General features: G+C 41.9%; 26 protein-coding genes and 1 pseudogene. 24 read left to right on the top strand and 3 right to left on the bottom strand.

All coding sequences use genetic code 11. From position 1 onward, the window contains the following. The first annotated feature begins 148 nt into the window (after positions 1 to 148). Positions 149 to 1150: a lipoate--protein ligase gene (locus tag UF75_RS15005; protein WP_045575407.1), complete on the top strand. Its 1002-nt coding sequence runs from the start codon at positions 149 to 151 to the stop codon at positions 1148 to 1150. A 137-nt stretch (positions 1151 to 1287) separates the two neighbouring features. Continuing rightward, positions 1288 to 1524 (top strand): hypothetical protein, encoded by a 237-nt coding sequence (locus UF75_RS15000; RefSeq protein ID WP_045575406.1) that lies wholly within the window; start codon positions 1288 to 1290, stop codon positions 1522 to 1524. A gap of 192 nt (positions 1525 to 1716) precedes the next feature. Here the strand turns inward: UF75_RS15000 and UF75_RS14995 are convergent, their stop codons facing one another. Then, positions 1717 to 1989 (bottom strand): thioredoxin family protein, encoded by a 273-nt coding sequence (locus UF75_RS14995; RefSeq protein WP_045575405.1) that lies wholly within the window; start codon positions 1987 to 1989, stop codon positions 1717 to 1719. Beyond that, entirely contained in the window at positions 1971 to 2399 is a 429-nt protein-coding gene (gene merR / locus UF75_RS14990) for an Hg(II)-responsive transcriptional regulator (RefSeq protein WP_045575404.1), read from the bottom strand. Before merR ends, UF75_RS14995 begins: the two co-directional genes overlap by 19 nt. Positions 2400 to 2624: 225 nt before the next feature. On the opposite strand from merR, the gene UF75_RS14985 reads away from it, so the two are divergent. From UF75_RS14985 to UF75_RS14935, 11 genes are all read left to right on the top strand, one after another. Continuing rightward, complete coding sequence (locus UF75_RS14985) at positions 2625 to 2966, top strand: hypothetical protein (RefSeq protein WP_197079412.1); 342 nt, start codon at positions 2625 to 2627, stop codon at positions 2964 to 2966. Between the two features lie 407 nt (positions 2967 to 3373). Further along, on the top strand, positions 3374 to 4270 hold the full coding sequence (gene phnD / locus UF75_RS14980) for a phosphate/phosphite/phosphonate ABC transporter substrate-binding protein (RefSeq protein ID WP_207642482.1): 897 nt from the start codon (positions 3374 to 3376) through the stop codon (positions 4268 to 4270). Continuing rightward, positions 4267 to 6156: a histidine kinase gene (locus tag UF75_RS26355; RefSeq protein ID WP_052693298.1), complete on the top strand. Its 1890-nt coding sequence runs from the start codon at positions 4267 to 4269 to the stop codon at positions 6154 to 6156. The genes phnD (UF75_RS14980) and UF75_RS26355 overlap by 4 nt, the downstream gene beginning before the upstream one ends. Then, positions 6143 to 6772, top strand: a complete 630-nt coding sequence (locus UF75_RS14970) for a response regulator transcription factor (RefSeq protein ID WP_045575402.1) — start codon at positions 6143 to 6145, stop codon at positions 6770 to 6772. Before UF75_RS26355 ends, UF75_RS14970 begins: the two co-directional genes overlap by 14 nt. A gap of 140 nt (positions 6773 to 6912) precedes the next feature. Beyond that, on the top strand, positions 6913 to 7500 hold the full coding sequence (locus UF75_RS14965; protein WP_045575401.1) for a 4Fe-4S dicluster domain-containing protein: 588 nt from the start codon (positions 6913 to 6915) through the stop codon (positions 7498 to 7500). A 2-nt stretch (positions 7501 to 7502) separates the two neighbouring features. Beyond that, positions 7503 to 8435, top strand: coding sequence for an NrfD/PsrC family molybdoenzyme membrane anchor subunit (gene nrfD, locus UF75_RS14960; protein WP_045575400.1), 933 nt, complete (start codon positions 7503 to 7505; stop codon positions 8433 to 8435). Positions 8436 to 8454: 19 nt separating this feature from the next. Next, the gene (locus UF75_RS14955; RefSeq protein WP_242860247.1) at positions 8455 to 11271 is read left to right on the top strand and encodes a molybdopterin-dependent oxidoreductase; all 2817 of its coding nucleotides are present in this window, start codon (positions 8455 to 8457) and stop codon (positions 11269 to 11271) included. A 90-nt stretch (positions 11272 to 11361) separates the two neighbouring features. Further along, positions 11362 to 11982 (top strand): molecular chaperone TorD family protein, encoded by a 621-nt coding sequence (locus tag UF75_RS14950; protein ID WP_045575398.1) that lies wholly within the window; start codon positions 11362 to 11364, stop codon positions 11980 to 11982. Positions 11983 to 12759: 777 nt separating this feature from the next. Then, positions 12760 to 12981: a hypothetical protein gene (locus UF75_RS14945; protein ID WP_045575397.1), complete on the top strand. Its 222-nt coding sequence runs from the start codon at positions 12760 to 12762 to the stop codon at positions 12979 to 12981. Continuing rightward, positions 12978 to 13742, top strand: coding sequence for a uroporphyrinogen decarboxylase family protein (locus UF75_RS14940; RefSeq protein ID WP_045575396.1), 765 nt, complete (start codon positions 12978 to 12980; stop codon positions 13740 to 13742). The genes UF75_RS14945 and UF75_RS14940 overlap by 4 nt, the downstream gene beginning before the upstream one ends. Continuing rightward, positions 13715 to 15046 carry a PocR ligand-binding domain-containing protein gene (locus UF75_RS14935; RefSeq protein WP_045575395.1) on the top strand — a complete coding sequence of 444 codons (1332 nt, stop codon included), beginning with the start codon at positions 13715 to 13717 and terminating at the stop codon, positions 15044 to 15046. Before UF75_RS14940 ends, UF75_RS14935 begins: the two co-directional genes overlap by 28 nt. Positions 15047 to 15299: 253 nt before the next feature. On the opposite strand, the pseudogene UF75_RS27215 reads toward UF75_RS14935, so the two are convergent. Continuing rightward, positions 15300 to 15532, bottom strand: a pseudogene (locus tag UF75_RS27215) (response regulator); the annotation flags it as partial. A 418-nt stretch (positions 15533 to 15950) separates the two neighbouring features. Between UF75_RS27215 and UF75_RS14930 the strand changes: the two are divergent. The 11 genes from UF75_RS14930 to UF75_RS14885 form a co-directional block, all read left to right on the top strand. Beyond that, complete coding sequence (locus UF75_RS14930; protein ID WP_045575394.1) at positions 15951 to 16268, top strand: metalloregulator ArsR/SmtB family transcription factor; 318 nt, start codon at positions 15951 to 15953, stop codon at positions 16266 to 16268. Positions 16269 to 16355: 87 nt separating this feature from the next. Continuing rightward, entirely contained in the window at positions 16356 to 16742 is a 387-nt protein-coding gene (arsD, locus tag UF75_RS14925; RefSeq protein ID WP_045575393.1) for an arsenite efflux transporter metallochaperone ArsD, read from the top strand. 39 nt (positions 16743 to 16781) lie between these two features. After that, positions 16782 to 18518: an arsenical pump-driving ATPase gene (gene arsA / locus UF75_RS14920; protein WP_045575392.1), complete on the top strand. Its 1737-nt coding sequence runs from the start codon at positions 16782 to 16784 to the stop codon at positions 18516 to 18518. A 189-nt stretch (positions 18519 to 18707) separates the two neighbouring features. Further along, positions 18708 to 19034 carry a metalloregulator ArsR/SmtB family transcription factor gene (locus tag UF75_RS14915; protein ID WP_045575391.1) on the top strand — a complete coding sequence of 109 codons (327 nt, stop codon included), beginning with the start codon at positions 18708 to 18710 and terminating at the stop codon, positions 19032 to 19034. A 51-nt stretch (positions 19035 to 19085) separates the two neighbouring features. Continuing rightward, complete coding sequence (arsB, locus tag UF75_RS14910; RefSeq protein WP_045575390.1) at positions 19086 to 20159, top strand: ACR3 family arsenite efflux transporter; 1074 nt, start codon at positions 19086 to 19088, stop codon at positions 20157 to 20159. 276 nt (positions 20160 to 20435) lie between these two features. Next, positions 20436 to 20960, top strand: coding sequence for a thioredoxin family protein (locus tag UF75_RS14905; protein ID WP_045575389.1), 525 nt, complete (start codon positions 20436 to 20438; stop codon positions 20958 to 20960). Further along, positions 20957 to 21649, top strand: a complete 693-nt coding sequence (locus UF75_RS14900) for a cytochrome c biogenesis protein CcdA (protein WP_045575388.1) — start codon at positions 20957 to 20959, stop codon at positions 21647 to 21649. Before UF75_RS14905 ends, UF75_RS14900 begins: the two co-directional genes overlap by 4 nt. 219 nt (positions 21650 to 21868) lie before the next feature. Beyond that, positions 21869 to 22837: a phosphate/phosphite/phosphonate ABC transporter substrate-binding protein gene (phnD, locus tag UF75_RS14895; protein ID WP_045575387.1), complete on the top strand. Its 969-nt coding sequence runs from the start codon at positions 21869 to 21871 to the stop codon at positions 22835 to 22837. 13 nt (positions 22838 to 22850) lie between these two features. Next, entirely contained in the window at positions 22851 to 24335 is a 1485-nt protein-coding gene (locus UF75_RS14890) for a HAMP domain-containing protein (protein WP_045575408.1), read from the top strand. Beyond that, complete coding sequence (locus UF75_RS28315; protein ID WP_156146463.1) at positions 24325 to 24480, top strand: response regulator; 156 nt, start codon at positions 24325 to 24327, stop codon at positions 24478 to 24480. The genes UF75_RS14890 and UF75_RS28315 overlap by 11 nt, the downstream gene beginning before the upstream one ends. After that, positions 24446 to 24900: response regulator transcription factor (locus UF75_RS14885; protein ID WP_156146465.1), on the top strand; the 455-nt coding region annotated here is incomplete at its 3' end. The genes UF75_RS28315 and UF75_RS14885, both read left to right, overlap by 35 nt.

Below are 24900 nucleotides of genomic sequence, written 5' to 3'. Positions count from 1 at the left end.
AGTAACCTTTTCCTGATTAATGGTATTGCTCTCATCATCACGTTGCTTTTGAGCTTTGTCATGATACGGGATCATGTCGTGGAACCCGATGAATCCAAGGAAATGATCGGGAATTTGTAAAAATTAAGAAAGAAAGAGAACGTGGATTATGATCTCTCAGATTCAAACTCGCATCATCAAATCATTATCTCACGACCCGTGGGTGAATTTGGCTATAGAGGAACATTTACTGGAACGAATAACCGAGGATGAGGTATTACTTTATTTATGGCAGAATAACAACACGGTAGTCATCGGCAGAAATCAGAATGCCTGGAAAGAGTGTCGGCATCTTGATTTGGAACGAGAGGGCGGGAAACTAGCCCGGCGTTTATCCGGAGGTGGGGCGGTTTTCCATGATTTAGGTAATCTGAATTTCACCTTCCTTATGAATAAAAAGCATTACGATCTATCGAAACAACTAACCGTAATTTTGCAGGCGGTAAAAAAATTTGGCATAAAGGCCGAGTTTTCTGGGCGCAATGATTTGGTGATTGAGGAGAAGAAGTTTTCCGGTAATGCATATTTTTTTAATAAAGATAGTGCTCTGCATCACGGCACTATCCTAATTAATAGTGACCTGACGAAGCTTAGTCGTTACTTGCAGGTATCCCGTGAAAAGATAATTTCCAAGGGGATTGATTCAGTCCAGTCTAGAGTAATTAATCTAACGGAAGTTTGTAAATCCGTTACCTTGGCCGCTGTGATCAAAGGTATGGAAGAGAGTTTCATGGATGTTTATGGGGGAGATGCCCAAGAGATAGCAGTAGCCCGCAATGACTTCAATATTGAACCATTGGTTCAAAAGTATTCCTCTTGGGAATGGCGATTTGGTAATACTCCGAAATTTGACATTTCTATTAGTCGCCGATTTGGTTGGGGAGAAGTGGAACTAGGGTTTTGTTTGAAAAATGGCCACATTGATTCTGTGCAAGTTTTTTCTGATGCTATGGAAGAGGGCTTGATCAGAGATATTGGAAAAGGCCTTGAAGGATGCTCGTTTCAGAAAGACCGGATGATTGAGCGTCTAATTAAGGTCGATAGGCGATCAGAAAATCAAGTCATTATTATAAAGGATGTAGTCCTATGGCTTAGTGAAACAGAGTTATAACTGAGAAAAACCTCCTGTGCCTACTTTTCTAGTGCAGGAGGCTCTCTAATTAGATAACCGTAGCCTTAACTAGGTAATCGAAGCCAAGATTGAAGTGCTGATAACTGGGGTAGGAAATGGTGGGAGGGTGTGTGAATATGAAAACATGTCATAACTGTGGTCTGGGTATTGAAGACAGCAATGATCTCGTAAGCTGTTTTAAGTACAAAACCCTGAGCAATTCCCAAGAGGAGAAAACCGACTGCCTATATTACATTGAAAAAATCATAGAGGATGGTGAACCCTTGCCTCCCATACAACATCTTCTTTTGGTAGAGCAAGAATTAGGAAAGGGAAAAATGAAGATTAGTATTAATAATGGTCTGCGAATGTAAATTGTGTAATTTGACCAAAACCGATTTCAGCGTTCCCTTCTAAACTGGTGACAGTCATTTAAATACACTCCATACTCTATACTACAATAAATGTATCTTTCCCATATAAATGTTGTTTTTAAATGATGTAAACTTATTAATCGGGCCGGAAAATTAATCTCGGCCCGATTATTGAATAACTGAATGGTTTCCTTATTGCCCAAGTCCAGCCCACTTTAATGCTTCAAAGTCAATGCCTCTTTTGTTACAGCAATCCACTAACTTTCCATTGATAGCAACAGCAGGAACGGATTTGACACCGTACTGATTGGCTTTTTCCACACATTCGTTAGTATCGCATCTTTTGTTTAAGTCGTAAACTTTTACTTCGCAATTAGGACAAGCAAGAGCCTTGATTTCTTTTACGGCATTATCACAGATATAGCACCCAGCAGAAAATATTTCCACTATTCTCTTGTCAACCATTTTAAGTCACCTCCTTCCGACAATCTTTCTACTATAGGACAACTTTGAATTGCCCCTTGGCCAGGGCATCTACTCGATAAATCTTGTAGGATACTTTTAATGCTTTGTAGGTTACGGATTTTTTGCTCTACTTCCGTTAGCTTTTGAGAGGCGAATTGCCGTACTTCCCGACAATCAAAACTTTCGCTGTCAGTCATACTAAGCAGTTTGTGAATTTCGGAAAGAGTGAAACCTAAATCCTGAGAGCGTTTTATGAATTTGATCCGCTGAGTCACCTCAGGTGGAAAGGCTCGATACCCAGATTCTGTTCGTGGCGGTTTCGAAATCAAACCTAATCTTTCGTAATACCTAATCGTCTCGATATTTACTCCAGCGTTTTTAGCTAATTCACTTATAGTCAGTCCTTTCATTTGCTCACCTCCCATGTCTAGTATAAAGTCTGTAGTTAGATACGGTGTCAAGAGTTTATTAGCGTTATTTTATCTCTTTTGCATCAAGCGTGCTTTAAGTTGTTTCCTCTATCATCAAGAAAAGTTGATATAAGAAAGAAGAAGTACCCTGTTCATTTTTTAAGGGGGAAATATGATAATATAATCATAATAAAATGTAGATTCTTACGTGGGGAGGAATAATTTATGGTTCAGGTAGAAGTGTTCGGAATCCGTGAAGAAGCCCCAGCCAATTCGTGTAGTTGCGGTGGAGCCTGTGGTTCTGAAACTGAAAAAACCATGGGGGAAATGTTTGAGGATTTGGTCCGGTTTTGCCAGGAAAGTGATCTGGCGGCTGACGTACGATTGCAGTTTATCGATGTTTTTGAGGATGATTTAAAGGGCTATGATACGCCTCATACAATGTTTAAGAACGGCTTTGCTTTACCGCTGGTGGCGGTCAACGGTGTTGTCCGTTTTTATGGTGGAATCAACAATAGCAAGATATATGACGAGGTTAGGAAGAGTTCCAGGGTGGCTTTTATGTAGGGAAGTTGCCAAGGCAAAAAAGTGGCATGTTGGATTGTTATCAATCCTCATGCCATTTCGTATGTTAATAAGATCTTTTGTACTTCTAAAGATTGAGAGTAATATAAAGGCTGGTTTTCTAGTCATTTTTAGTGAATGCATCAAAAGTACATGAACTGCCTATGAAGGAGTAACTGATAAGCATTTTTTAAGTAAAATAACAGATAATAGGACTGACTTAAGATGTTATATATCAATCATATGGCATTATTTAGGAGGTCCTTTGTTTTTTAAGTGTAACAGAGAAGGATTTTAACTAAAGTTTGAAGAACAAACTACGTGCAGCATTCATCACAAATTACTGAACACTTCGATAGGAGCGGATTAATGTGAATAGAATCCTTTCTATAGTATTTTGTCTACTTTCTATGTCGTTTTTTACACTAGGATGTGGCAATTTAACCAAGGATAATGTAGTTTCTTTAACTCAAGAGGGATCAGGTGCGGTAATTGCCAAAATGGATGAAACTAAAACGGTCTATACTTTTAGCTATGATCGAAGAATGGACCCGGCTGAAGATGTAAAAATGTATGCTCCCTTCTTAAAGTATCTCGAAAGAACGACAGGTTATCAGTTTAAGTTACGGCCCATGGCATCGAATGAAAATCTGATTGAAGAACTCGGAAATGGAAGAGTTGATGTAGCAGCCATTGGGACACTGAGTTATTTACAAGCCCATCAAAAATATGGTGTTCGTGTCATTGCCCGTGGAATCACGGAACAAGATAAGGCGGAGTATCGTGCGTTAATCATTACTTCAGCAAACAGCAATATAAAATCTATTCAAGGTTTAAAAGGGAAGACCTTCGCTTTTGGTTCAGATACATCAACTCAAGGTCATTTAATTCCCCGCATTATGCTTTATCAAGAGGGTGTCAATCTTACTGATTTAGCTGGATATACGTTTGCAGGTTCGCATTTCGATACGGCAAATGCAGTGATTAGCGGTCGATATTCAGCGGGCGGGATACAAGATACGTTAGGGAGAGAGTTAGCGAACAAAGGCTTAGTACGGATTCTAGCTGAATCCGAGGAATTTCCGAGCAGTACGATCTCGGTATCATCATCTCTTCCGCCGGACATCGTGAAGAATATTCAACAAGCATTATTAGCCTTTGAACCTCGGGGCAAGGATAAGGAAATCCTTTATCATTGGGAACAGACGGAAATGCCGCTGGGATTTGTCGCTTCGACGGACCAAGATTTTAAAAAAGCTCGCAATTGGGCAGTTCGCCTAGGCCTGTTTAGTGGAGGAACAGAATGAAACTGGGAAAAAAGATTTCATGGGTCATGGTGATGATCATCACAGTATTCGGCTTATTAACCGTGCTAATAATCAACTATGTGATTGCCGATGCGTTACGAGAATCCGTTCAAGATAAAGAAGTCTCATTGGCTAAGGTTGTGGCGAGCAACCTTGCTAACCCCGCTTTAAGTGGGAACTATTTGACCGTTCAAAGAACACTAGAAGGGTTAAGTGAAGACCGCCAACTGGTGTATGCTTATTTGATTCTGCCAGATGGAAATGTGTTGCATACTTTAAAAAAGACCATCTCCAATGAATTAGTTGAGTTAAATCGTCTTACACCAGGTGAACCTTATTCGTTAGAGTCTTTTATGTCGAATGAGGGAAGGGTACAGGATGTAGGAGTCTTCCTTATCGAGGGTTTAGAGAGTGAATTGCATATAGGGTTTAAAGAAGATTACATACAGGCAACATTAGAACGTGTTTTTGGAACGATTGTCCTCATAACTTTATTGGGAGTCACATTAGGGAGCCTAGCAGCGGGAGCTTTAGGGAAGTATCTCTCTTCTCCAATTGAAAAATTAACTAAAATCACACGGAAAATTACATATGGGGAATTGGATCATCGAGTCGATATTACATCAAAGGATGAAGTTGGAGAACTCGCTCAGAGCTTTAATCGGATGCTTGTCGTATTAGACGATAGTATGTCTAAACTAAAGCTTTCAGAGGAAGAGCAACGAATTAAAAATCGAGAGTTATCTGCACTCAACCGCGTTGCTGAAACCGTTCGTTTGGAGAGAGATGTCAATGTTGTTCTTCGGGATGCTCTAATTCAGGTTATTGAAAACCTTGATCTAAACGCTGGCTGGATAAATCTACGCTTAGGAGAAGGAAAAGAAAGTCGATCGATTATTGGGGTTAGAATCGATGAAAGGGAGATTCCATGTCAGGAATGCAAATTCTGTGACTGTGATCTTTTAAATATTGAGAAAGGACAGTGTTTATCTAAAGAATCTTTGGAAATAAATAATAAGTCCTTTCAAGTTACCGGAGTACCCATTTACGTTAATGATCGAGTTTTGGGAGCAATGCATCTTCTAAGTGATCAAGAGCTAATTCCGGCTGATCTTGCCACCTTACAAACGATCGGTGGTCAGCTGGGAACAGTGATTGAAAATGTGAATCTTTGGCGTGAGCTAAAAGTTCGGGAAGAAAGAGTTAGACAATTGTTGGAAAAAGTTATCGTAGCTCAAGAAGATGAACGTAAGCGAATTGCCCGTGAATTACATGATGAAACAAGTCAATCCCTAGCTGCTTTAGCCATGCGTTTGAAAGTCTCAATGGGTTGGATTCACAAAGATACCCGCAAAGCAGAAGCTTTATTAGAGGAATCCAAGGATGAAGCGGTGCGGATTATGAGAGAACTGCATAACATCGTCTTTCATTTACGTCCAACCTTGTTGGATGATTTAGGGCTTATTCCAGCCTTAAGATGGCTCGCTGAAAGTCGAGATTGGAAAGAACCGCTCGAAGTCGACGTTCAGGGAAACTGGTCCAAGGAAAGAATCGATCCCCAAGTGGAAACGACCTTGTATCGTATTGGGCAAGAGGCGATTACCAACGCCGCAAAATACTCGCAAGCGACCCACCTTTTTATTGAATTCAAAGTTGAAGAGACTAAAGCAATACTAAAAATACAAGATAATGGAAAAGGGTTCATTTGGGACGAAAATATGTTTGAATTAGAGCAAGGAAAGAAACCCTTAGGATTAGTTGGCATGATGGAGAGGGCATCTTTAATCGGTGGACGTGTGGAAATTCATTCTGATGTTAAGCACGGCACTACCGTGGAAGCCGTTATTCCACTGAAAAGGGAGGATAACCACTATGGAAAAAATTAAGGTAATGCTGGTGGATGATCATACCCTCTTTAGGGCCGGAGTAACCATGTTATTACAAATTGAGTCGGATATGCTGGTCGTAGGAGAGGCTAGTGATGGGAATCTAGCCTTAGAATTAATACTTAAATGTAAACCAGATGTAGTCGTCCTTGATATTTCCATGCCTGGCCTTGATGGCATTTCTGTGGCTCGTAGTGTACTAGATCGATTGCCCAACGCTAAACTCTTAATGGTGACTCAGCATGAAAACCGGGAATATATCCTTCGGGCCACCAAGGTAGGTGTCGCTGGATATCTCCTGAAGAGCGCTGCAGCCGACGAATTAGTCGCCGCTATTAGAGCGGTTCATAGCGGACGTAAATATCTAGATGCAACAGTTACCCAAGTGTTAATGGATGCATGGCAGACCGGGGAACAACGTGAAGAATCTTTGACTGATCGTGAAACTGAAGTTCTCATTCTAACAGCCCGGGGTAAAACGATGAAGGTCATCGGCGAGCTATTAAATATCAGTCCCAAAACGGTTGAATTTCATCGTGCTCGTTTAACCCAAAAGCTAGGACTTAAGAATAAATCGGAGTTGGTAGCTTATGCTATCAAACAGGGGCTGGTGTAGATAGTAACTAGGGAAAACCCTAGCTACTGTACTAGGGATTTGAGGGAAGAAGACTAGGAATCTCCTTAATATACGAGGGGATTCCTTTTTCATATACTTATATGTGAAACAAAGTATTTTCTTAAGGAGGAGATGCCAAGATGCCAACAGAGAAAAAGCGCTATGGTATGGTTATTGACACACGGAAGTGTGTTGGCTGCATGTCTTGTACCATTAGTTGCAAAATGGAAAATGGAGTCACTTATGATGGATTCCGATCTTGGGTTGACATGACGGAACGTGGAGTGTTTCCGAGGGTCAAACGCAATTTTATTCCAAAACTATGTAACCATTGTGAGAATGCGCCTTGTGTTACGGTCTGTCCTGTTAAAGCCAGCTACATCAATGCCGATGGAGTTGTGCTGGTGGATCAGAAAAGATGTATTGGGTGCGGATACTGTATAGTAGCATGCCCTTATTCCGCTCGTTATTTGCATGAGGGGTTAAAAGTTGCTGATAAATGTACGTTTTGTGTACACCGAGTTTCGATGGGATTAGAACCGGCCTGTGTCCATAACTGTATGGGAAAGGCGCGCATATTTGGAGATCTCAATGATCCACTGAGTGAAATCTCTCAGTATATTACTAAAAATGGGGTACAAACCCTCCGTCCAGACTTAGGTACTAACCCGAATGTCTTCTATGTTGATGCAGAGATTAACAAACTGCCTAATAAAGGGGGTAAATAAGGGTGAACACACAAGATGTATATGTAGTTGTGAATGCAAGTCCGTGGAATTATTTGGTTCCCTTGTATATATTCTTCAAAGGGTTAAGTGTCGGCGCTTTGTGTATATCGGCAGTTTACACAGTTTTTCGATCGGAACGGTTTAAAACTCTTGCTTTTCCTGCCGCAATCACAAGTTTATTGACATTTATCCCTGTACCTTTTTTATTGCTAGCTGACCTGCATCAACCTTTAAGGTTTTGGCATCTCCTGGTTAATTTTAATCCTACTTCGGTAATTTCTTGGGGGACTTGGCTTATCATCCTTTATCCGCTCTGTTTGCTGTGGTATATTGCCCGTTTAGGATTGAGTCAAGGAATATCAATTCCAATTCTCAAAGGAGTTCAAGAGAGCGCAAGCACAAGCCAAGGCACTTTTGGGCTGGGGCTCCGAGGTTTATCTATCCTAACGTTAAGTTTGGCTTTACTTGCTGATCTATACACGGCTTTCCTGCTTGGAGTCGTTAAAGGAAAGGTCTTGTGGAACAGTGCTCTATTACCCGGATATTTCCTGACTTCAGCTGTTGTCACCGGTGCAGCGCTAGTTCTTATCGTGTATTTGAACAAGAAGCCGGAAGAGAAGACAGTTCGGACTTTAGTGAGAATTATCCAAGGTGCATTAGCCTTAGAAATTTTCTTTGCTATCTCTCAGTGGATTACACTCGGTGCTACGAGCTTACAAGGACAAAAAGCGTTAGAACTTTTATGGAAAGATCCTGTGTATTTGATTGGAGATATTTTCCTCGGGATTCTGGTTCCATTAGTCCTCTTAAATAAACCCTCACTCAACAAAAAACCTGTGTTAATGATTGGTGCTTTACTTGTAATACTTGGAGGGCTCTTGCTACGCTTTAGCATCGTTGGAGTTGGAATCCAAGCGGCAGGCTTGTGGAACTAAAATGAAGGAGGTTAAAGGTATGATGAACAGACGTTCGTTCTTAAAATGGACTGGCGCAGGGGCTGCGGCAGCGACTTTAGGTACTGCTGGGCTCTTCCAACTACGCACAGTCAATGCAGATGAACTAGAAAGTCTAAAAAACCAAGGTGTAGACATTAAATATACTGCGGACGTAATGTGTCCGAGTGAATGTGGCCTTGAAATGTGGGTAAAGGATGGTCGTCTAACCAAGATATATGGTAATAAGGCGGTACCGTTCAATGACGGCACATGTTGTGCAAAGGGTGCTTCTGGAATTCAATTGGTATACTCTCCTGATCGCATTAAGTACCCGATGATCCGTGAAGGAGAAAGGGGAGAAGGTAAGTTCCGCAAAGCCACTTGGGATGAGGCTATTGACTATATTGCTCAAAAATTAACCAAGATTAAAAAAGAGCATGGTGCGGAAAGTGTCATTATGGATGCCGGGGATGTAACAGACCGTGATCAGTATTGGCGCCTATTCTTTGCCTTTGGAACACCCAATGTTGTAGAACATGGTGCCATCTGTGATACTCCACGTCGCCATGGACCCAAGCTGATGCTTGGAGGAAAACGAATTGAGCCAGATGTCATGCGTCCTGTTCATGTACGCCAGCCTGACGGAAGCCTAAAAAAGGAAATGACTTACAAAAACAAGTTGATAATCTATGTAGGCTGGAACCCCTTTGTGGCGACTCGGATTAACTATGAAAGTCGGGGAACACTCGCAGCAAAAGTGGACAATGGGTGTAAAATCGTTGTAGTTGACCCAGCTTTAACAAATACCGGGTCTCAAGCCGATCTTTGGTTGCCGATTCGTCCGGGAACAGATGGTGAACTTTTTGCAGGGATGTTACGTTATATCTTGGAAAACGATAACCCCAATAGTATTGACCGCCGTTACATTGACTGGGACTTCAAAAAGTATAGTGAGGGTTGGGACGAGTATTTAGAAGCCTTTAAATCTTGGTGGACCAAAATTGATCCTATGACAAACCTGCCTTATTTCAGCCTCGAATGGACTGCGGCACGAACTGGGATAGAGAAGGAGCAAATTATAGAGCTTAGTCATATGTATGGGAGTACGAAACCGGCTGCCCTAGTTTGCGGTATGCAAAGTCCGGGACATCATTACAACGGCTATGTGGCCTCAATCTTGATGACTACGCTTAATGTGATTACTGGAAATTTCGATGTGCCTGGAGGCGCTATCGACACTGAAATCACCAAATCGGATAAGGGCGGAAGTGCAACAGGTAAAGACTTTAAAAAGAAGAAAATTAAGCGCACAGTGAATGGTATAGAGGTGGAGGGCGAAGTTGAACAACTCCACATGGATCTTTATGGTGACTGGCCTGTTGCCTGGGATGATGTCGTTGGGGACTTTCCAAAGCTTTTTATGGAAGGAGTTGCGTTAAAATACGGAGCTTTCAAAGGGCATAAATATCCAATCAAAGCTTTTCTTCAGCGTACTGGAAATGCGGTCGTTACAGGAAGCGCGCCTTATCGTTGGCAAGAAGCACTGACAGCAAAAGATCCCTCCGGTGAATACAAGGTCGAGCTTATGGTGACTATTGATACCATCTATCTTGAAAGTGCTCTTTATGCGGATGTCATTCTACCTGAGGCTAGTTACGCTGAACGAATGAGCCTAAGTGACATCTATCCGCCCCATCCTATGATTTATTTAAGGGATGAAGTGATTAAACCACTTCACGAGTCTAAACCTCCGACGGAAATTATGAATCTCATCGCCAAAAAGCTCTATGAGCTTGGAGACAAGGATATTCAGGCTAAAGACTTCTGGGAGAAATACAAGAGTCAAGAGGACTTTGTCAATGAAATGCTAAAACCCTCTCCGGGCAAGTATAATGTCGGACAACCGCTTCCTTATCCGAAGCTTCCAGAAGGCTACAAGCTGATCGGAACTCCCGATTCGCTAGAGGCTGGTCGAGTAACCATTGACAATGAAAAGAAAGAAATTAAAGGAGAAGCGGTTACTGTCGAGTGGCTCAGGAAAAACAAGGGTGTTGCTGTTTGGCCGATGAGCTGGTACCGCTATCGTAAGTTTGATGCAACGAGTATGGAATATGTAGCGAACAAAGCCTTCCCGAATACAAAAACCAAGCTTATTGAGTTTAAGTTTAATTTGTACTCTGCTATCGATCAAAAGATCCAGGCTGGATTGGATCTACCGAGAGGAATGAAGGAGATTGGTTGGGATCGTCTGCCCTCAACCTTCTATTGGTTCGAAACCACCTGGAACCCCCATACGAACCCAAAATATAAAAAGTATGCCGAAGAGTATCCTTTTCAACTCATTGTAGGCCGGGTGCATCAATCGATGAGCGGAACCCAAATGATCCCTTGGTTAGCCCAAACCCCCAGCGAAGGTATTTATATGCCGCTTAACAATGCGTTTGAGCATGAGATTCTAGATGCAAACCCTGCGAAAAAAGAAGGATTTGAGCTTAAAGTTAAAAAGTTTAAAGCCAATACCTGGTGTGTTGGAACCTTGCTCATGCATTCGCAAGATGCAGCAAAGCTGGGACTAAAAACTGGGGATATGATTGAAATTGAGAATCCCTTAAAGCGATCTGTTAAAAGCAAGGTTTTCGTCAGTGAAGGAATTCGACCTGGAGTAGTGAAAATGGGCTTCGGTACTGGTGGACGTTTCAGTCCAGGACTCGGTGGGACTTATAAACAAAAGGATTACACACCCAGCCATAATATGTTAGTAGACCCAGATAGCTTAAGCCCGCTTATGGGAATGCCCACTTACGCGGATATGATCGTCAAGATTAAAAAGATCTAATACCAAACGAAAAGGGGCTGATTCGTCAGCCCCTAGATGATTCTTTTTGATGTTGATCGTGTTTCAACTTAGCTCAAAGGAGGACTCTGTATGGATTTGTCAATCCAGGATTTGAAAGCTCAAATTAATTTCTATAATTTCTTTTCTACGTTCTTTCGAGAAAAACCGAGCACCGAGTGGCTAAAATCTGCCCTTGAGCTTGTGCGCAGTTGGGGTGACACGAATTCTCCGCTCCATCAGCAATTAATAGAGAACGTTCAGAAGTCTGGTCTTGATCATTACCTCAATAGTTTAACGCAGGAGTATGAACGACTCTTTTTTGCTCCGGGGCACGTGCCTGTTAATCTTTATGAGTCGGTTTATAGTGGAAGTGGTCTACTCATGCAAGAAACCACTATTAATGTCAGACAACACTATCTTCGAGCGGGTCTGGTTGTAAAATCTTTGTATTCCATTCCTGATGATCATATCGCTACAGAATTAGAGTTTATGCGGTTTCTCTCACAAAGGATATTAGAGCTTGTTCAATACGATGGCGCGGAAGAAGATATTAAGGAAATGATGGTCTATCGAAGTGAGTTCATAAGTGAACACCTTCAGCAATGGATTACGACGTTAGCTGAAACTATAAGGGCTAATTCGACGGAACCGTTTTTCGGACTCATGAGTATTGGTCTAGAATCCCTAGTTGAAGATAATGTAACTAACTAATAAATGCCAATGGCTCCTACTATTAAAGTAGGGCCATTTTTTTATTCTGGGGAAAGTATAAAATGGGAGTTAACCTGAATTATTCTACGTTAATAAAATGAAAACAAGCCGAAGTCACTCTTAACTTTTCATAATATTAGGGAGTTGAAGTATATGCGAAAGATGAGTAAAGCTAATGACTGGAAGAAATATTCAGATCAAGTGTGTTAGCTGATACATTTTCATAAGCAATGGGGTTTAAAGAACTATTTAAAAAATGCCAGTATCTATTTTTCATTATTAGGCAAGTGCAAGTGCTGTTACGTTATGAGTTTGAACAATTGATAAACTTCCGATATTCGAACTCAGCCAGATTTGGCAGTCAATTAGATTAATAGAAGTTTATAAAATAAAGCTTTTAATTTTGAAATAAATTGAAAATATTTGTTGAGATGAAAGGAATGAACAGGTAAGACGTGGAATTAACTTCATAGCTGTCAACAACCTTGTTGATAAGAAAAGCCTTTTTAAAAAAACTGAACGCCATAGACTTTCAATAATAAATATAACACGCTAGGTTTATTTTCATATAGACCTATTTCATTAATGAAGTTGCTAACATCTGTGGGTAATATTATTAGTGTTCAAGATAAGAAATGATTAGTGAGGGGTTGAGGAGTAATTACTGACAGGGGGATTGGTGGTTGGGAATGCCCGTCATTTCTGGAAATACTTAATGAAAGAATTGTACTCAGGAGATAACGCTGTAAATCATGAGAATCGAGGGGGAGTTTTGTTGTGCTTCCGAAAGAGCGGGTTTCAATAGCTCTTAATTTATCCCAACCTGATAAGGTTCCCAAAGGTGAATTGGTAATTACTGATGGGTTTATAAAATCGATGCTGGGTAAATCCGTTATTACCTTAGAAGACCGGGCTCATACACTACAAATTCTTGGTCAGGATTTAGTCTGCCTTCATTACGCGCTTCAAAAGGATGGACAGCAGGTTATAGCCGGGTGAACGGTAAAGTGGGAGGAGAAGTTTTAGGGACATGGTTTTCTGAGAACCCCGAGTTGATAGTCCCAAGTCGTAAAGATTTTCTACTTAAGGATATCGCCTGGTGGAGCGGGCATACGGATTTTTTTGTATTTGTTGTTATTGACAGTGTGTTTGGTTTAGGTGCCTCGACGATAGGATTTATGGATTTTGTGTCCTTAATAGTAACTGAACCCGCGAAGGTAGCCCCCTTCATTGAAGGAGTTACATTGTTAGTGCTGGAATTGGCCACAGAGGCGAAACGATTAGGTGCCCACGGAATAATTCTGGCCGATGATATAGCGTTTGACGAGGGCACTTTTCTTTCCCTTGAAGGTATACGCAGATTTTTGTTTCCTTTGTGGCGAAAAATTGCCGATGAGGTTACTAAGATGGGGATCAAGATCCTCTTCCACTCTGATGGCAGGATCGTAGAAGCGATTCCTATGATTATTGAAGCAGGATTTTCTGGACTCCATTCACTTCAACCGTCAGCTGGAATGGATATTGCCTTGGTCAAGCGCAATTATGGACGTGATCTGTGTCTAATGGGGAATATAGATTTATCCAATACAATTCCCAGTGAAGGGCTTATCGAGATTTGCACAACTGTACAAAAGACAATGCAATCAGCTGCTCCAGAAGGCGGATTTATCTTTGGCAGTTGTGGCGGTCTGATGGAAGGATTACCCATTGCTAATGTTGTTGAGATGTACCGCTGCGCGGAGGAGTTTGGGAATTATTAACTATCAGTATTGGTAAGAAAGTAATTCTGGAAATTCTTGACCATAATGTGATGCGGCATATCCTGGAAAGTTTAACTAAAGCGACAGGTTTACGGTCCGTGATTGTGAATACGCTGGGGGAAGAATTGTTGGCACCGCTAGGAGTACTGGAGGAATGCGCCTTTTGCCGGACCGTAAAGCGAACAGCAGGAGGCTATGAAAAATGCCGGGGTTCCTATATGCGGGCCGGTCGGGAAGCGGCCAAGTTTGGCGAACCGTATATTTTTCGCTGCCATGCCGGTTTAATAGTCTGGGCCGCTCCTTTGGTTATTTCTGGAAAGTATATCGGAGCAATTATCTCCGGTCAAGTGCTGATGTGGGAACCGGAAGAATTTTTCTGGATTGAAGTCTCCGAGATGAATCAAAATGTGAGAGATGTCGAAACTCTTGTCCAAAAGGGCAAAGAACTTCAGGTTATTTCAGCGGAAAAGGTGGAGGCCACAGCGTATTTATTATTTGTGATGGCCAACCATTTGATGAAGATGGGGATAGAGGCATCAGAACAACGGCGGGAGATGGCTGAACAGCAGGCGAGACTGGGAGCAGAAATTTTCAAGCGGAAGATGTTAGAACAGACCTTGAAGGAGGTCAAAAAAGAAGAAGCTCAAAGCAAGGCTGACCTGAATATTGAAAAAGAATTTTTAATTCGATTGAAAATTGGGGACCGGGGCGGCATGATGGAGCTGTTGAATAAGATGTTGGCAGACATGATCGATCGTTACGGCGGCCGCCTGCAGATGTTCAGGGTTAAAATATTGGAACTGATAGCCCTTTTATCACGTACAGCAACAGAAGATGAAATAGAAGAAGAAAAGGTTTTAGCTTTAAATGTAAAGTATATGGAACAAATAGGCCGGAGTGAATCCCTAGAAGATCTATGTTACCTGATGTGCCAGGTGGCGGAGGAGTATAGCACTAAGATTTATCGCAAAAGAAGAGGGAAAAATACAGAGACCATCACGGAAGTTCTGAATTATATTTGGCAGAATTTCAATCGGCAATTAAGCTTAGAAGAAATAGCGGCGCATGTTTATTTAAGCCCTTATTATTTAAGCCATATTTTCAAGAAAGAAGTAGGGTTTACAGTGATGGAGAGTGTGACCAAAGCACGCATGGAAGAAGCGAAGCGTTTACTGCGACACTCGAATGACAATGTAACGAAGATAGCCAAGAATTTGGGCTATAATGATCCCGGGCATTTTAGCAAGGTCTTTAAACGGTCTGAAGGTGTAATGCCGAAAAAATTCCAAGAGCAAGCCTTATAGACCGTTTACGATGAGGTAGCTAAGCCAATAGGGATAGTCGTGAAGTTTTGAAGAAAGGTCAGGGTGATAAATGTTAGAAAAGTATGATGAATTCTTTAATACACTCTAGAATACGAGATGGATTCGACCGGAAACTGAAATATCTAATCGCTCTGGCTGCTTCACTCGCTGCCGGATGCAAGCCTTGAACTTCATACAGCATTGCAGTTGTAAAGGAATCAGGAGCGACTCAGAAAGAGTTAGATGATACAGTTGGGCTAAAGGGTTTCACGATGTAGTCATCTGCGCTGATGTCCAGACCCATGATACGGTCGCCATCATCACCCTTGGCAGTAATCATAATGATAGGTACATTTGAACTACCGCGGATCTCCTGGCAAACTTCAAAACCATCTTTCTTAGGCATCATAACGTCCAAGAGAAAAGTACCGGTGAGTATTCAAAGAATTTCTTCAATGCTTCTTTACCATCATGGGCCATGATCGGTCAAGAAGCTGAAGGGAAGTCGAAAAGCTGCACATAGATTCCTTCGGAGATTGGCCTGTCGCATGGGATGATGTGGTAGGGGATTATCCGCGGCATTTCATGGAAGGGGTAACTCTGAAATATGGTAACGGACGGGAAACATTGTCATGACAGGAAGTGCTCCCAACCGCTGGAAAGAAGCCCTAACAGCTAAAGCTCCCTCAGGTGAATATAACGTAAGATGACCCCTGTAATTTGCTTTACAAGGGTCATCTGTTTTTTAAGTTGTGCCTATCTCATAGCAAGACCTTTGGCAATCACCGATTGCACTTAGAAGCTCCAATTGCGCTGGTAAAATTCTATTCTTAATTATATTGACACACATCGATATGATACTTATAATATTACATATCGATGAAAATAGATTTGAGGTGATAATATGGAAAATAAATATGAAACCAACGCAAAAGTATTTAAAGCACTTAGCGATCCCAATCGGTTGATGATCGTTGAAATGTTACAAAGCAGAGAGAGGTGTGCCTGCGAAATCCTAGAAGATCTGAATATATCGCAATCCACCTTATCGCACCACATGAAGATTTTATGTGATTCGGGACTTGTTGGTAGCCGCCGTCATGGAAAATGGATGTACTATTCATTGAGCAAAGAGGGTTGTGACGAAGCAAAAAACCTGCTTAGTGAAATTACAACGATATGGCATAATAGCAACGAGAGAGATCTTCGACATGAATGTTGAGGTTAAGCTCAACTATCTTCAGAAGGAGTTGAAGACTCCACCTGAAGATAGTTGTCTTTATAAAATTTAAATGAGGAGCGATTATTTATGAAAAAAATACAGATTTTTGAATCCGCTATGTGCTGTTCCACGGGTCTATGCGGTGTTGGAGTTGATACTGAATTGCTTCGAATTTCTACGGTGCTTAATTCACTCAAGAAAAATGGTGTTGAGGTTGACCGTTTCAACCTCACAAATGCACCTATGGAGTTTGTCACTAATAAGGCGGTGAATGACCTTCTTAAAACCAAAGGGGTTGATGAATTACCAGCTACTGTCTTAGACGGTGAAATTTTGATAACCGGTAGGTACCCTACCAATGAGGAATTTGTGAAGCTCCTCGATATCCCGATTAGCTTTTTGGGTGAGCAAGAAAAGGGATTTAATATTCTTCCAAAAAACTCAGGGTGTGGTTGTTCCGACGGAAGTTGCTAATCCTGTATTATTCAATAATAACAAACGGGGGTAATATGTATGGAGATTTTCAATCCACAGAAGATTAAGCTTACAAAATATCTATTTTATACAGGCAAAGGCGGTGTCGGTAAAACCTCAACTGCTTGCGCTACTGCGGTCACCCTTGCGGACAGTGGAAAAAAGGTGCTTCTCATCAGTACTGATCCTGCGTCAAACTTGCAGGACGTTTTTAACACTGAGTTGACGAATAAGGGTATTCCCATCAAAGAAGTACCGAATCTTGTTGTTGCTAATCTTGATCCCATCCAGGCGGCAGCGGAATACAGGGAAAGTGTCATTGCTCCCTACCGTGGCAAACTGCCCGATGCAGTGCTAAACAATATGGAGGAACAGCTTTCTGGCTCATGTACGGTCGAAATTGCTGTATTTAATGAGTTTTCCAACTTTATAACCGATGAAAAAACGCAAATAGAATACGACCATGTTATTTTTGATACTGCTCCAACAGGTCATACCCTCAGAATGCTACAACTTCCATCTGCATGGAGCAACTTCATTAGTGAAAGCACCCACGGTGCATCTTGCTTGGGACAGCTATCCGGATTGGAAAGCAAAAAAGAGATTTATAAAAAGGCTGTGGAAACCTTAGCCGATAGCAAATTGACAACCCTCATTCTGGTTTCACGTCCCGAAGCAGCACCCCTCAAGGAGGCAGAAAGAGCGTCCAGAGAGCTTGCGGAGATAGGCGTAAACAATCAGGTAATGGTTATTAATGGTGTACTAACCTCGTATGATGATAGTATTTCTGAGAGCCTCTATCAAAAGCAGCAGAAAGCGCTTGCTGAAATGCCGCAGGGTTTACAAACCCTTATCGCTTATACTGTACCGCTCAGAGCCTATAACATTACAGGTATGGACAATGTAAGAGCATTGCTGACTAAGGATAATTATATCGTCCGTGATGAAACGGTACAGGCTCAGGCAATCCCACACCTTAAAGATGTCATTGAGGATCTGTACAACACCAATAAAAAGGTCATCTTTACCATGGGCAAAGGGGGTGTGGGTAAGACGACCATTGCGGCGGCAATTGCGATGGGATTATCCGCGAGAGGTAAAAAGGTACACCTTACCACCACTGATCCCGCGGCACATCTTAAATTCGTAATCGACGAAACCAGTGACATCACCGTGAGTCATATTGACGAGCAGGCTGAACTAGAAAAATATCAAGAAGAAGTGCTTTCCAAAGCGAGAGAAACCATGTCCGAGGAGGATATTGCCTATATCGAGGAAGATTTGCGCTCCCCTTGTACGCTGGAAATTGCTGTCTTTAGAGCTTTTGCCCAGATTGTGGAAAAGGCAGAAGATCAAGTCGTTGTCATCGACACCGCCCCGACAGGTCACACACTCTTGCTGCTTGATTCCACGCAAAGCTATCACAAGGAAATTCAGCGTTCACAAGGTGACATTCCCGAATCTGTGAAAAATCTGTTGCCTAGGCTCCGCAATGCTGACGAAACCGAGGTCATCATTGTTACGCTTGCTGAAGCCACGCCCGTGTATGAAGCAATGCGACTCGAAGAGGATTTGAAACGTGCAGGTATTGCGACTAAATGGTGGATAATTAATTCCTCACTGTATCAAACAGGTACAACGAATCAATTGTTATCTGCCAAGGCAAGCAATGAGATTGAGTGGATCAACAAAGTCGATAAACATTCGGATGGAAACTTTGCCGTCATCGCTTGGAGTGCCGATGAAATCAAAGGGGATAAGTTGCTTTCTCTGTGAACTTAATTCGACGCCTTACACAGAGACCGATTAACGGTCTCTGTGTAAGGTGAAATTCATATAGGGATAAGGCCTTTTTTATGTAAATAACAAAATCGTAGTTGAAATCTTACAGAATATATAATAATATAATTATATAGGAATATCTTACTATAAAACGATATAGTTTAACAGAAAGGAGTTAAGCTCTTGAGCACTACACCGCGTATTGAGGCAATGGCCGAAGAATTCAAGGTATTAGGAGATAAAACGCGGTTGAGGATTTTATCATTACTTCAGGGACGAGAGTTATGTGTCTGTGATTTAACAGAAGTATTTGAAATAAGCCAACCGGGAGTGTCCCAACATATGAGGCGTCTTAGACAAACGGGATTTGTGAATGAACGTCGCGGAGGACAATGGACTTATTATTCACTGAATATGGGAAATCCGCTTATAGGCTTACTTTTGCCTATGTTTCCCAAGGTCCAAGAGGACGAGGAAAGGCTGACGCGTGTCCAAGGATGCAAAACTTAAAAGTGGGGCTGGGTATAACTATTAGATAACAATATAAGGAGTTGATAAAGCATGAGTGTCGAATTGTCAGTAAGTCGTAAGTTATCAACACTGGACCGCTATTTGACTTTGTGGATTTTTTTAGCAATGGCAGTGGGTGTTGGAATCGGGTTTGTATTCCCGGGTACTTCTAATTTTATTAACCAATTTCAGATGGGGACGACTAATATTCTGATTGCCGTGGGCTTAATCGTAATGATGTATCCACCTCTAGCAAAAGTAAAATATGAGGAAATCGGACGTGTCTTTAGAAATGGCAAAGTCATGACCTTATCTTTAATTCAAAACTGGATTGTCGGGCCTATTTTAATGTTTGCTCTTGCAGTAATTTTTTTGCATAATTACCCTGAGTATATGGCCGGACTTATTATGATTGGGCTAGCCCGCTGTATTGCCATGGTTATTCTCTGGAACAGTCTGGCTAAAGGAGACTCGGAGTATGCGGCAGCGTTGGTTGCTCTGAATTCTGTTTTTCAGGTTATCTTCTATTCAATCTATGCCTACATCTTTCTTACCGTCCTGCCTGGATGGCTCGGCCTAATGAGCATTAAAGTTGACATCAGTATTTGGGAGATCGCCCAAAGTGTTCTTATTTATTTGGGAATTCCTTTTTTTGCGGGGATGCTTACGCGCTTGATACTTTTGCCTATGAAAGGAAAAGAGTGGTATGAGAAAAAATTTATCCCGAAAATTAGCCCACTTGCGTTAATTGCCTTGCTCTTCACCATTATTATCATGTTCTCGCTCAAAGGCCAGACGATTGTTACTGTACCGTTGGATGTTGTAAGAATTGCGATACCTCTGTTGATTTACTTTACAGTTATGTATTTAGTCTCTTTCTATATGGCTTGGCGACAAGGACTTCCTTATGGTCAAACAGTCACCTTAGCTTTTACGGCGGCGAGCAATAACTTTGAACTGGCCATTGCTGTTGCTGTCGCGGTGTTCGGAATTAACTCTGGAGCAGCGTTCGCAGCAGTCATCGGCCCGCTCATCGAAGTGCCTGTCATGATCGCCTTAGTTAATGTTAGTTTGTACTTCGGAAAGAAGTATTTTGACAAAAAGGGAGTGCCGATAAAAGCATAGCATCCCCACCCCATAAATATTGTAAATTTCTAAGAGTCTTTCGCCATTGTGAAAGGCTCTTGCTTTTGGGGATGGGTGGGTTTCACATAGTAAAAATTGACAAACATCAATGTATTATTATAAAATTAGAATATAGGTAAATATTAATATAAATATAATGATTGTGGATTGGACAATGTTTCGACGTGAAGGTAAGTGGATGCACTATTCTCTAAACTCCGAAAGCATACAAAAGATGAAGCAAATACTTGGAAATGAAATGGAGGAGGAAGCTTAGTGAATAATAAAGAGAAAAAACCTAAATCAGTCATTAAAATCATAGCTCCTATTCTTATCATCGTAGTAATAGTAGGGATTTTTATCCTAAAAAGTAATCCGGAGAAGCCTATGGCTGCTAGTACTGGGGACTTCGCTCTTGAAGCAACTGCAATAGACCTTGAACAGTTAAAATCCTATGGTTTGCCTATTGTGATTGATTTTGGTGCAGATTCCTGTATTCCTTGTAAAGAAATGGCGCCTGTACTCAAGGAACTTAATCAGGAGATGCAGGGCAAGGCCATTGTGAAGTTCGTTGATGTTTGGAAAAATAAAAATGCAGCTGATGATTATCCTGTACAGGTAATCCCAACCCAATTTTACTTTGATAAAGAGGGCAATCCCTTTGTGCCTAGAGATGCAGAAGCTATGCAAATGATGTTGTATTCCACTAAGGATACCAATAAACACGTTTATACTGCACATCAAGGAGGTATGACAGAAGAACAACTTAGAGCTGTACTAAAGGAGATGGGTGTTGAATGATCAATCAATGGCTTGATATTCTTTCGACACTTATCTCGCAAAGTATGTGGGTAGCTCCATTGCTTGCTTTGCTCGCGGGAGTGTTAACTTCCCTAACACCTTGCTCCTTATCAAGCGTTCCACTTGTCATAGGATATGTAGGCGGCACTGGAAACAATGACCCTAAAAAGGCCTTTTGGCTTTCGCTTACCTTTTCGGCAGGCTCAGCAGTCACCTTTACCATATTAGGGACAGTATCGTCACTTGTCGGCAAATTAATGGGAACATCAGCTTCATGGTGGTATCTTTTGCTAGGTGTGCTGATGGTGTTTATGGCCTTGCAAACATGGGAGATATACAATTTCATTCCGTCAACCTATCTCATTGCCAAGAACACCCGAAGAGGATACATCGGAGCATTTATAGCGGGAATACTAGGCGGTGTGTTTTCATCTCCCTGTGCAACTCCGGTACTGATTACACTTCTTGCTATAGTAGCAGAAAAAGGCAGCTTGTTTTGGGGAATTGTGCTGTTATTGCTCTATTCAGTAGGGCATAGTGCCTTAGTGCTTGTAGCAGGCACATCTATTGGTTTTGTAAAGAATATGACATCAAACAATAAATATGGTGCCTTCAGCAAGGTTTTGAGAATTGTCATGGGTAGCGTAATTCTGCTCATAGCATTTTATATGTTCTATTTAGGATTTTAGATTCGGTTGTACTAGCACTTGCTTTTCTTTAAGCAAGTGCTAGTTTCTTCATTTTACCTTGTTTGGAACAAGCTAAAATGCTTGCTAGAATAAATGATAATCTAAATCCAAAAGATGGATTAAAGAAAATTAGATCTATTCCGTGACACGGTGCAGTAAAACAAGGTAGAATATAGGAGAGTTTTAATATTAAGCAATCGCTGAATGGGGGTCGTTAAAGTGTCCAAAAATGATTTTACACGTCGAGAAGTAATTTGGATGGGTGCTTTAGGGGTCGTTCAGCTAGGAATTCTAGGAACGGCTGCCTCGGGATTCTGGAACTTGAAAACCAACCAGGAACGTCCTAAGATTCAGCTTTCTCAGCTACAGGTTCCTCCAGAACAAGACCCTGACTTGGGAGGGAAGCCCGTGTTAAATATTGCAGTAGCTTCGGTTATCTCGCCGATGGAAAATGTCAATCTCTACGGGGATTTGCTGAATATCATCGGAGAGCGGGTCAATATGAAGGTCAAGATGGTTCAGCGGCAAAACTATACTGAGACAAATCGTCTGATTGAAGCGGGAGAAGTCCAATTAGGGTTCATCTGTTCCGGGGCACTGATAGGGGATATCGAGAAAAATCAAATCAAACAAATTCTGGTTACCCCGCAAATTGCCGGGTCCACTACGTATAGTTCCTATATCATTGCTCCTTCATCGTCTAGTTCATCTTCGCTTTTAGATTTGAAGGGGAAATCCTTCGCTTACATGGACCCTTTATCGTTTTCAGGTCGTATTGCCCCCCAAGTAATGTTGAAAAGAAAGGGATATCAACCTGATAATTTTTTCGGGCAGACGGTTTTTACGTATAGTCATGATAAGTCGATTCGAGCGGTGGCTGAAGGCATTGTAGATGGAGCCGCCGTTGATAGTTTGATTTATGACCTGACGATGGCACGTGATGAAAGCATCATTGGGAAAATTAAAGTGATTGACCAATCAGAAGCGATGGGGAACCCTCCTGTTGTTGTCTCGCATAAAGCCAATCCGGAACTAATAGCAACTTTAAAGAATGTTTTGCTGACTATGCATATGGATGAACAGGGGCGAAAGGCGATGGAACTATTGCATTTTGATCGTTTTGTTCATCCAGACCAAGGAATCTATGAAAAGATACAGGCGATGGCACAAGAAGTAGGCTTGACTTGAAATGATTAAAACGATGAAACGAATTACTAAGTATTTCCCTTCTCGAACACTCCAAAAAATCCAAGAGGCGGTTCCCCTTAATGTCAAAATTATGGGGATTGTTGCAGTATTTATAAGCTTATTAGGCTTAACCGTTATTATTGATATGCGGTCTTATGTGACTGAAATTTTAGACGATCAACTAAGGAAACGAGCGGTCACGATTGGGAACGAAGTCGCTTCCGAGAGCATGAATTTGATACTCGTGGGGGATTTGATCGGCCTGTATGAGAAAACAAAAGCAGTTTCAATGCATAATAAAGATGTTCGCTACGTTTTAATTTTAGATGAAAAGGGACAATTAGTTGCGCATAACTTCGGACAAGGGATTCCTATGGGCTTACTGGAATTACGTCAGCTTGAGAAAGACGCTACCGGAGCGGATGTGATAGAAGTCGATTCCGAAGAGGGTGTTATTCTTGATGTCTTAGTACCTCTTGAGGAAAATACTGGATGGGTGCGTATCGGCATGTCTGAAGCCAATATGACTCGAACCATTAATGCTCTCTCCATAAAGCTCATGGTCACAACTCTTGGAATTACTATCTTAGGTTTGTTCGGTGCCTTTATTATGTCTCATCTTTTGACGCGACCTATAAAACGCTTGGTCGACGCTAGCATAGCCGTGGCTGAAGGAGATTTAAGCCAACGAGTGAGCATTGGTGGGCAGGATGAGATCGGACAGCTCGGTGGTTCGTTTAATGGAATGGCGGAGAGCTTGGAACGGTATACTCAAGAGCGAGAAGCTTTATTGGCAGAGTTAATGGACAAAGAACAAATTCGCCAACAATTACTGAATAAAGTGATTTCTGCGCAGGAAGAGGAGAGAAAGCGAATTTCTCGCGAACTTCATGACGAGGCGGGTCAAAGTTTGACGTCCTTGATCATTGGGCTGAAACTTCTAAGTCAAGGAAATGACTTGGAACAAACCAGAGGCATGGCGGAAGATTTGAGAAGAGTTGCCTACATGACGTTAGAAGATGTGCATCGCCTAGCGGTTGAACTGCGCCCAACAGTATTAGACGATATGGGCTTGGTCGCGGCTCTGGAACGTTATGTCGCCGAATACAAACGCCAACAGGAGATCATGGTGGTAGATCTTGAGGTCCATAATCAAATGGTGGAACGCTTGCCGAGTGAAGTAGAGACGACTCTGTACCGAATTGTACAAGAAGCACTGACGAATGTAGCAAAATACGCCAAGGCTCGTAACGTCAGTATCGTTTTAGAGATTCGCCCTGAGAGTGTGAATCTGATTATTGAAGATGATGGAGTAGGATTTAACGTAGAGCGGGTTTTGAGGGAAAGAACCCTGGGACGTCAAAATCTAGGACTTGCCGGTATGCAAGAACGGTCAGCGCTATTTGGTGGAACATTCGAGATTGAATCCGAACCGGGTCGGGGGACTACGCTTTATGTCAGGTTGCCACTAGAAAGGGGGGGAAAGCATGAGCGATAAGACACGAGTGTTTCTGGTCGATGACCATACGATCTTGCGTACGGGGTTAAGAATGTTTTTTAATTCTCAGGAAGATATGGTGGTTGTTGGAGAAGCAGTGTGCGGAGAGGATGCCCTGGAAAAAGGTACAATTACACCAACCTGATGTGGTCATTTTAGACATATCCATGCCAGGGATGAATGGAATTGAGGCCATTGCCCGGATGAAACAATTAACCCCGGACGTAGGGATTCTCATGCTGACCATGCACGAGGCAGAAGAGTATCTTCAGCAAGCAATGCAGGCAGGTGCCAGTGGATATGTTTTGAAAAAAGCTGCAGATTCTGAACTGTTAGAGGCAGTGCGTGCGGTGGCCCGAAAAGAAATATTTCTTCATCCGGCGATGGCGAGCATGCTTATTCAGTCCATCTTCCAGCCGGAAACCAGAGAAGAATCCAAAAAAACGATTAATTTGACAGGTCGCGAAACAGAGGTTTTAAAGTTAGTCGCCTTAGGGCATACCAATAAGGAGATTAGTGAAAAATTAGCCGTCAGCATTAAAACAGTCGAGACCCACAAGGCTCG

It is taken from the genome of Desulfosporosinus sp. I2 (assembly GCF_000960765.1).
In the GTDB taxonomy this organism is placed as follows: domain Bacteria; phylum Bacillota; class Desulfitobacteriia; order Desulfitobacteriales; family Desulfitobacteriaceae; genus Desulfosporosinus.
This window is presented reverse-complemented; position numbering and strand designations above follow the sequence as displayed.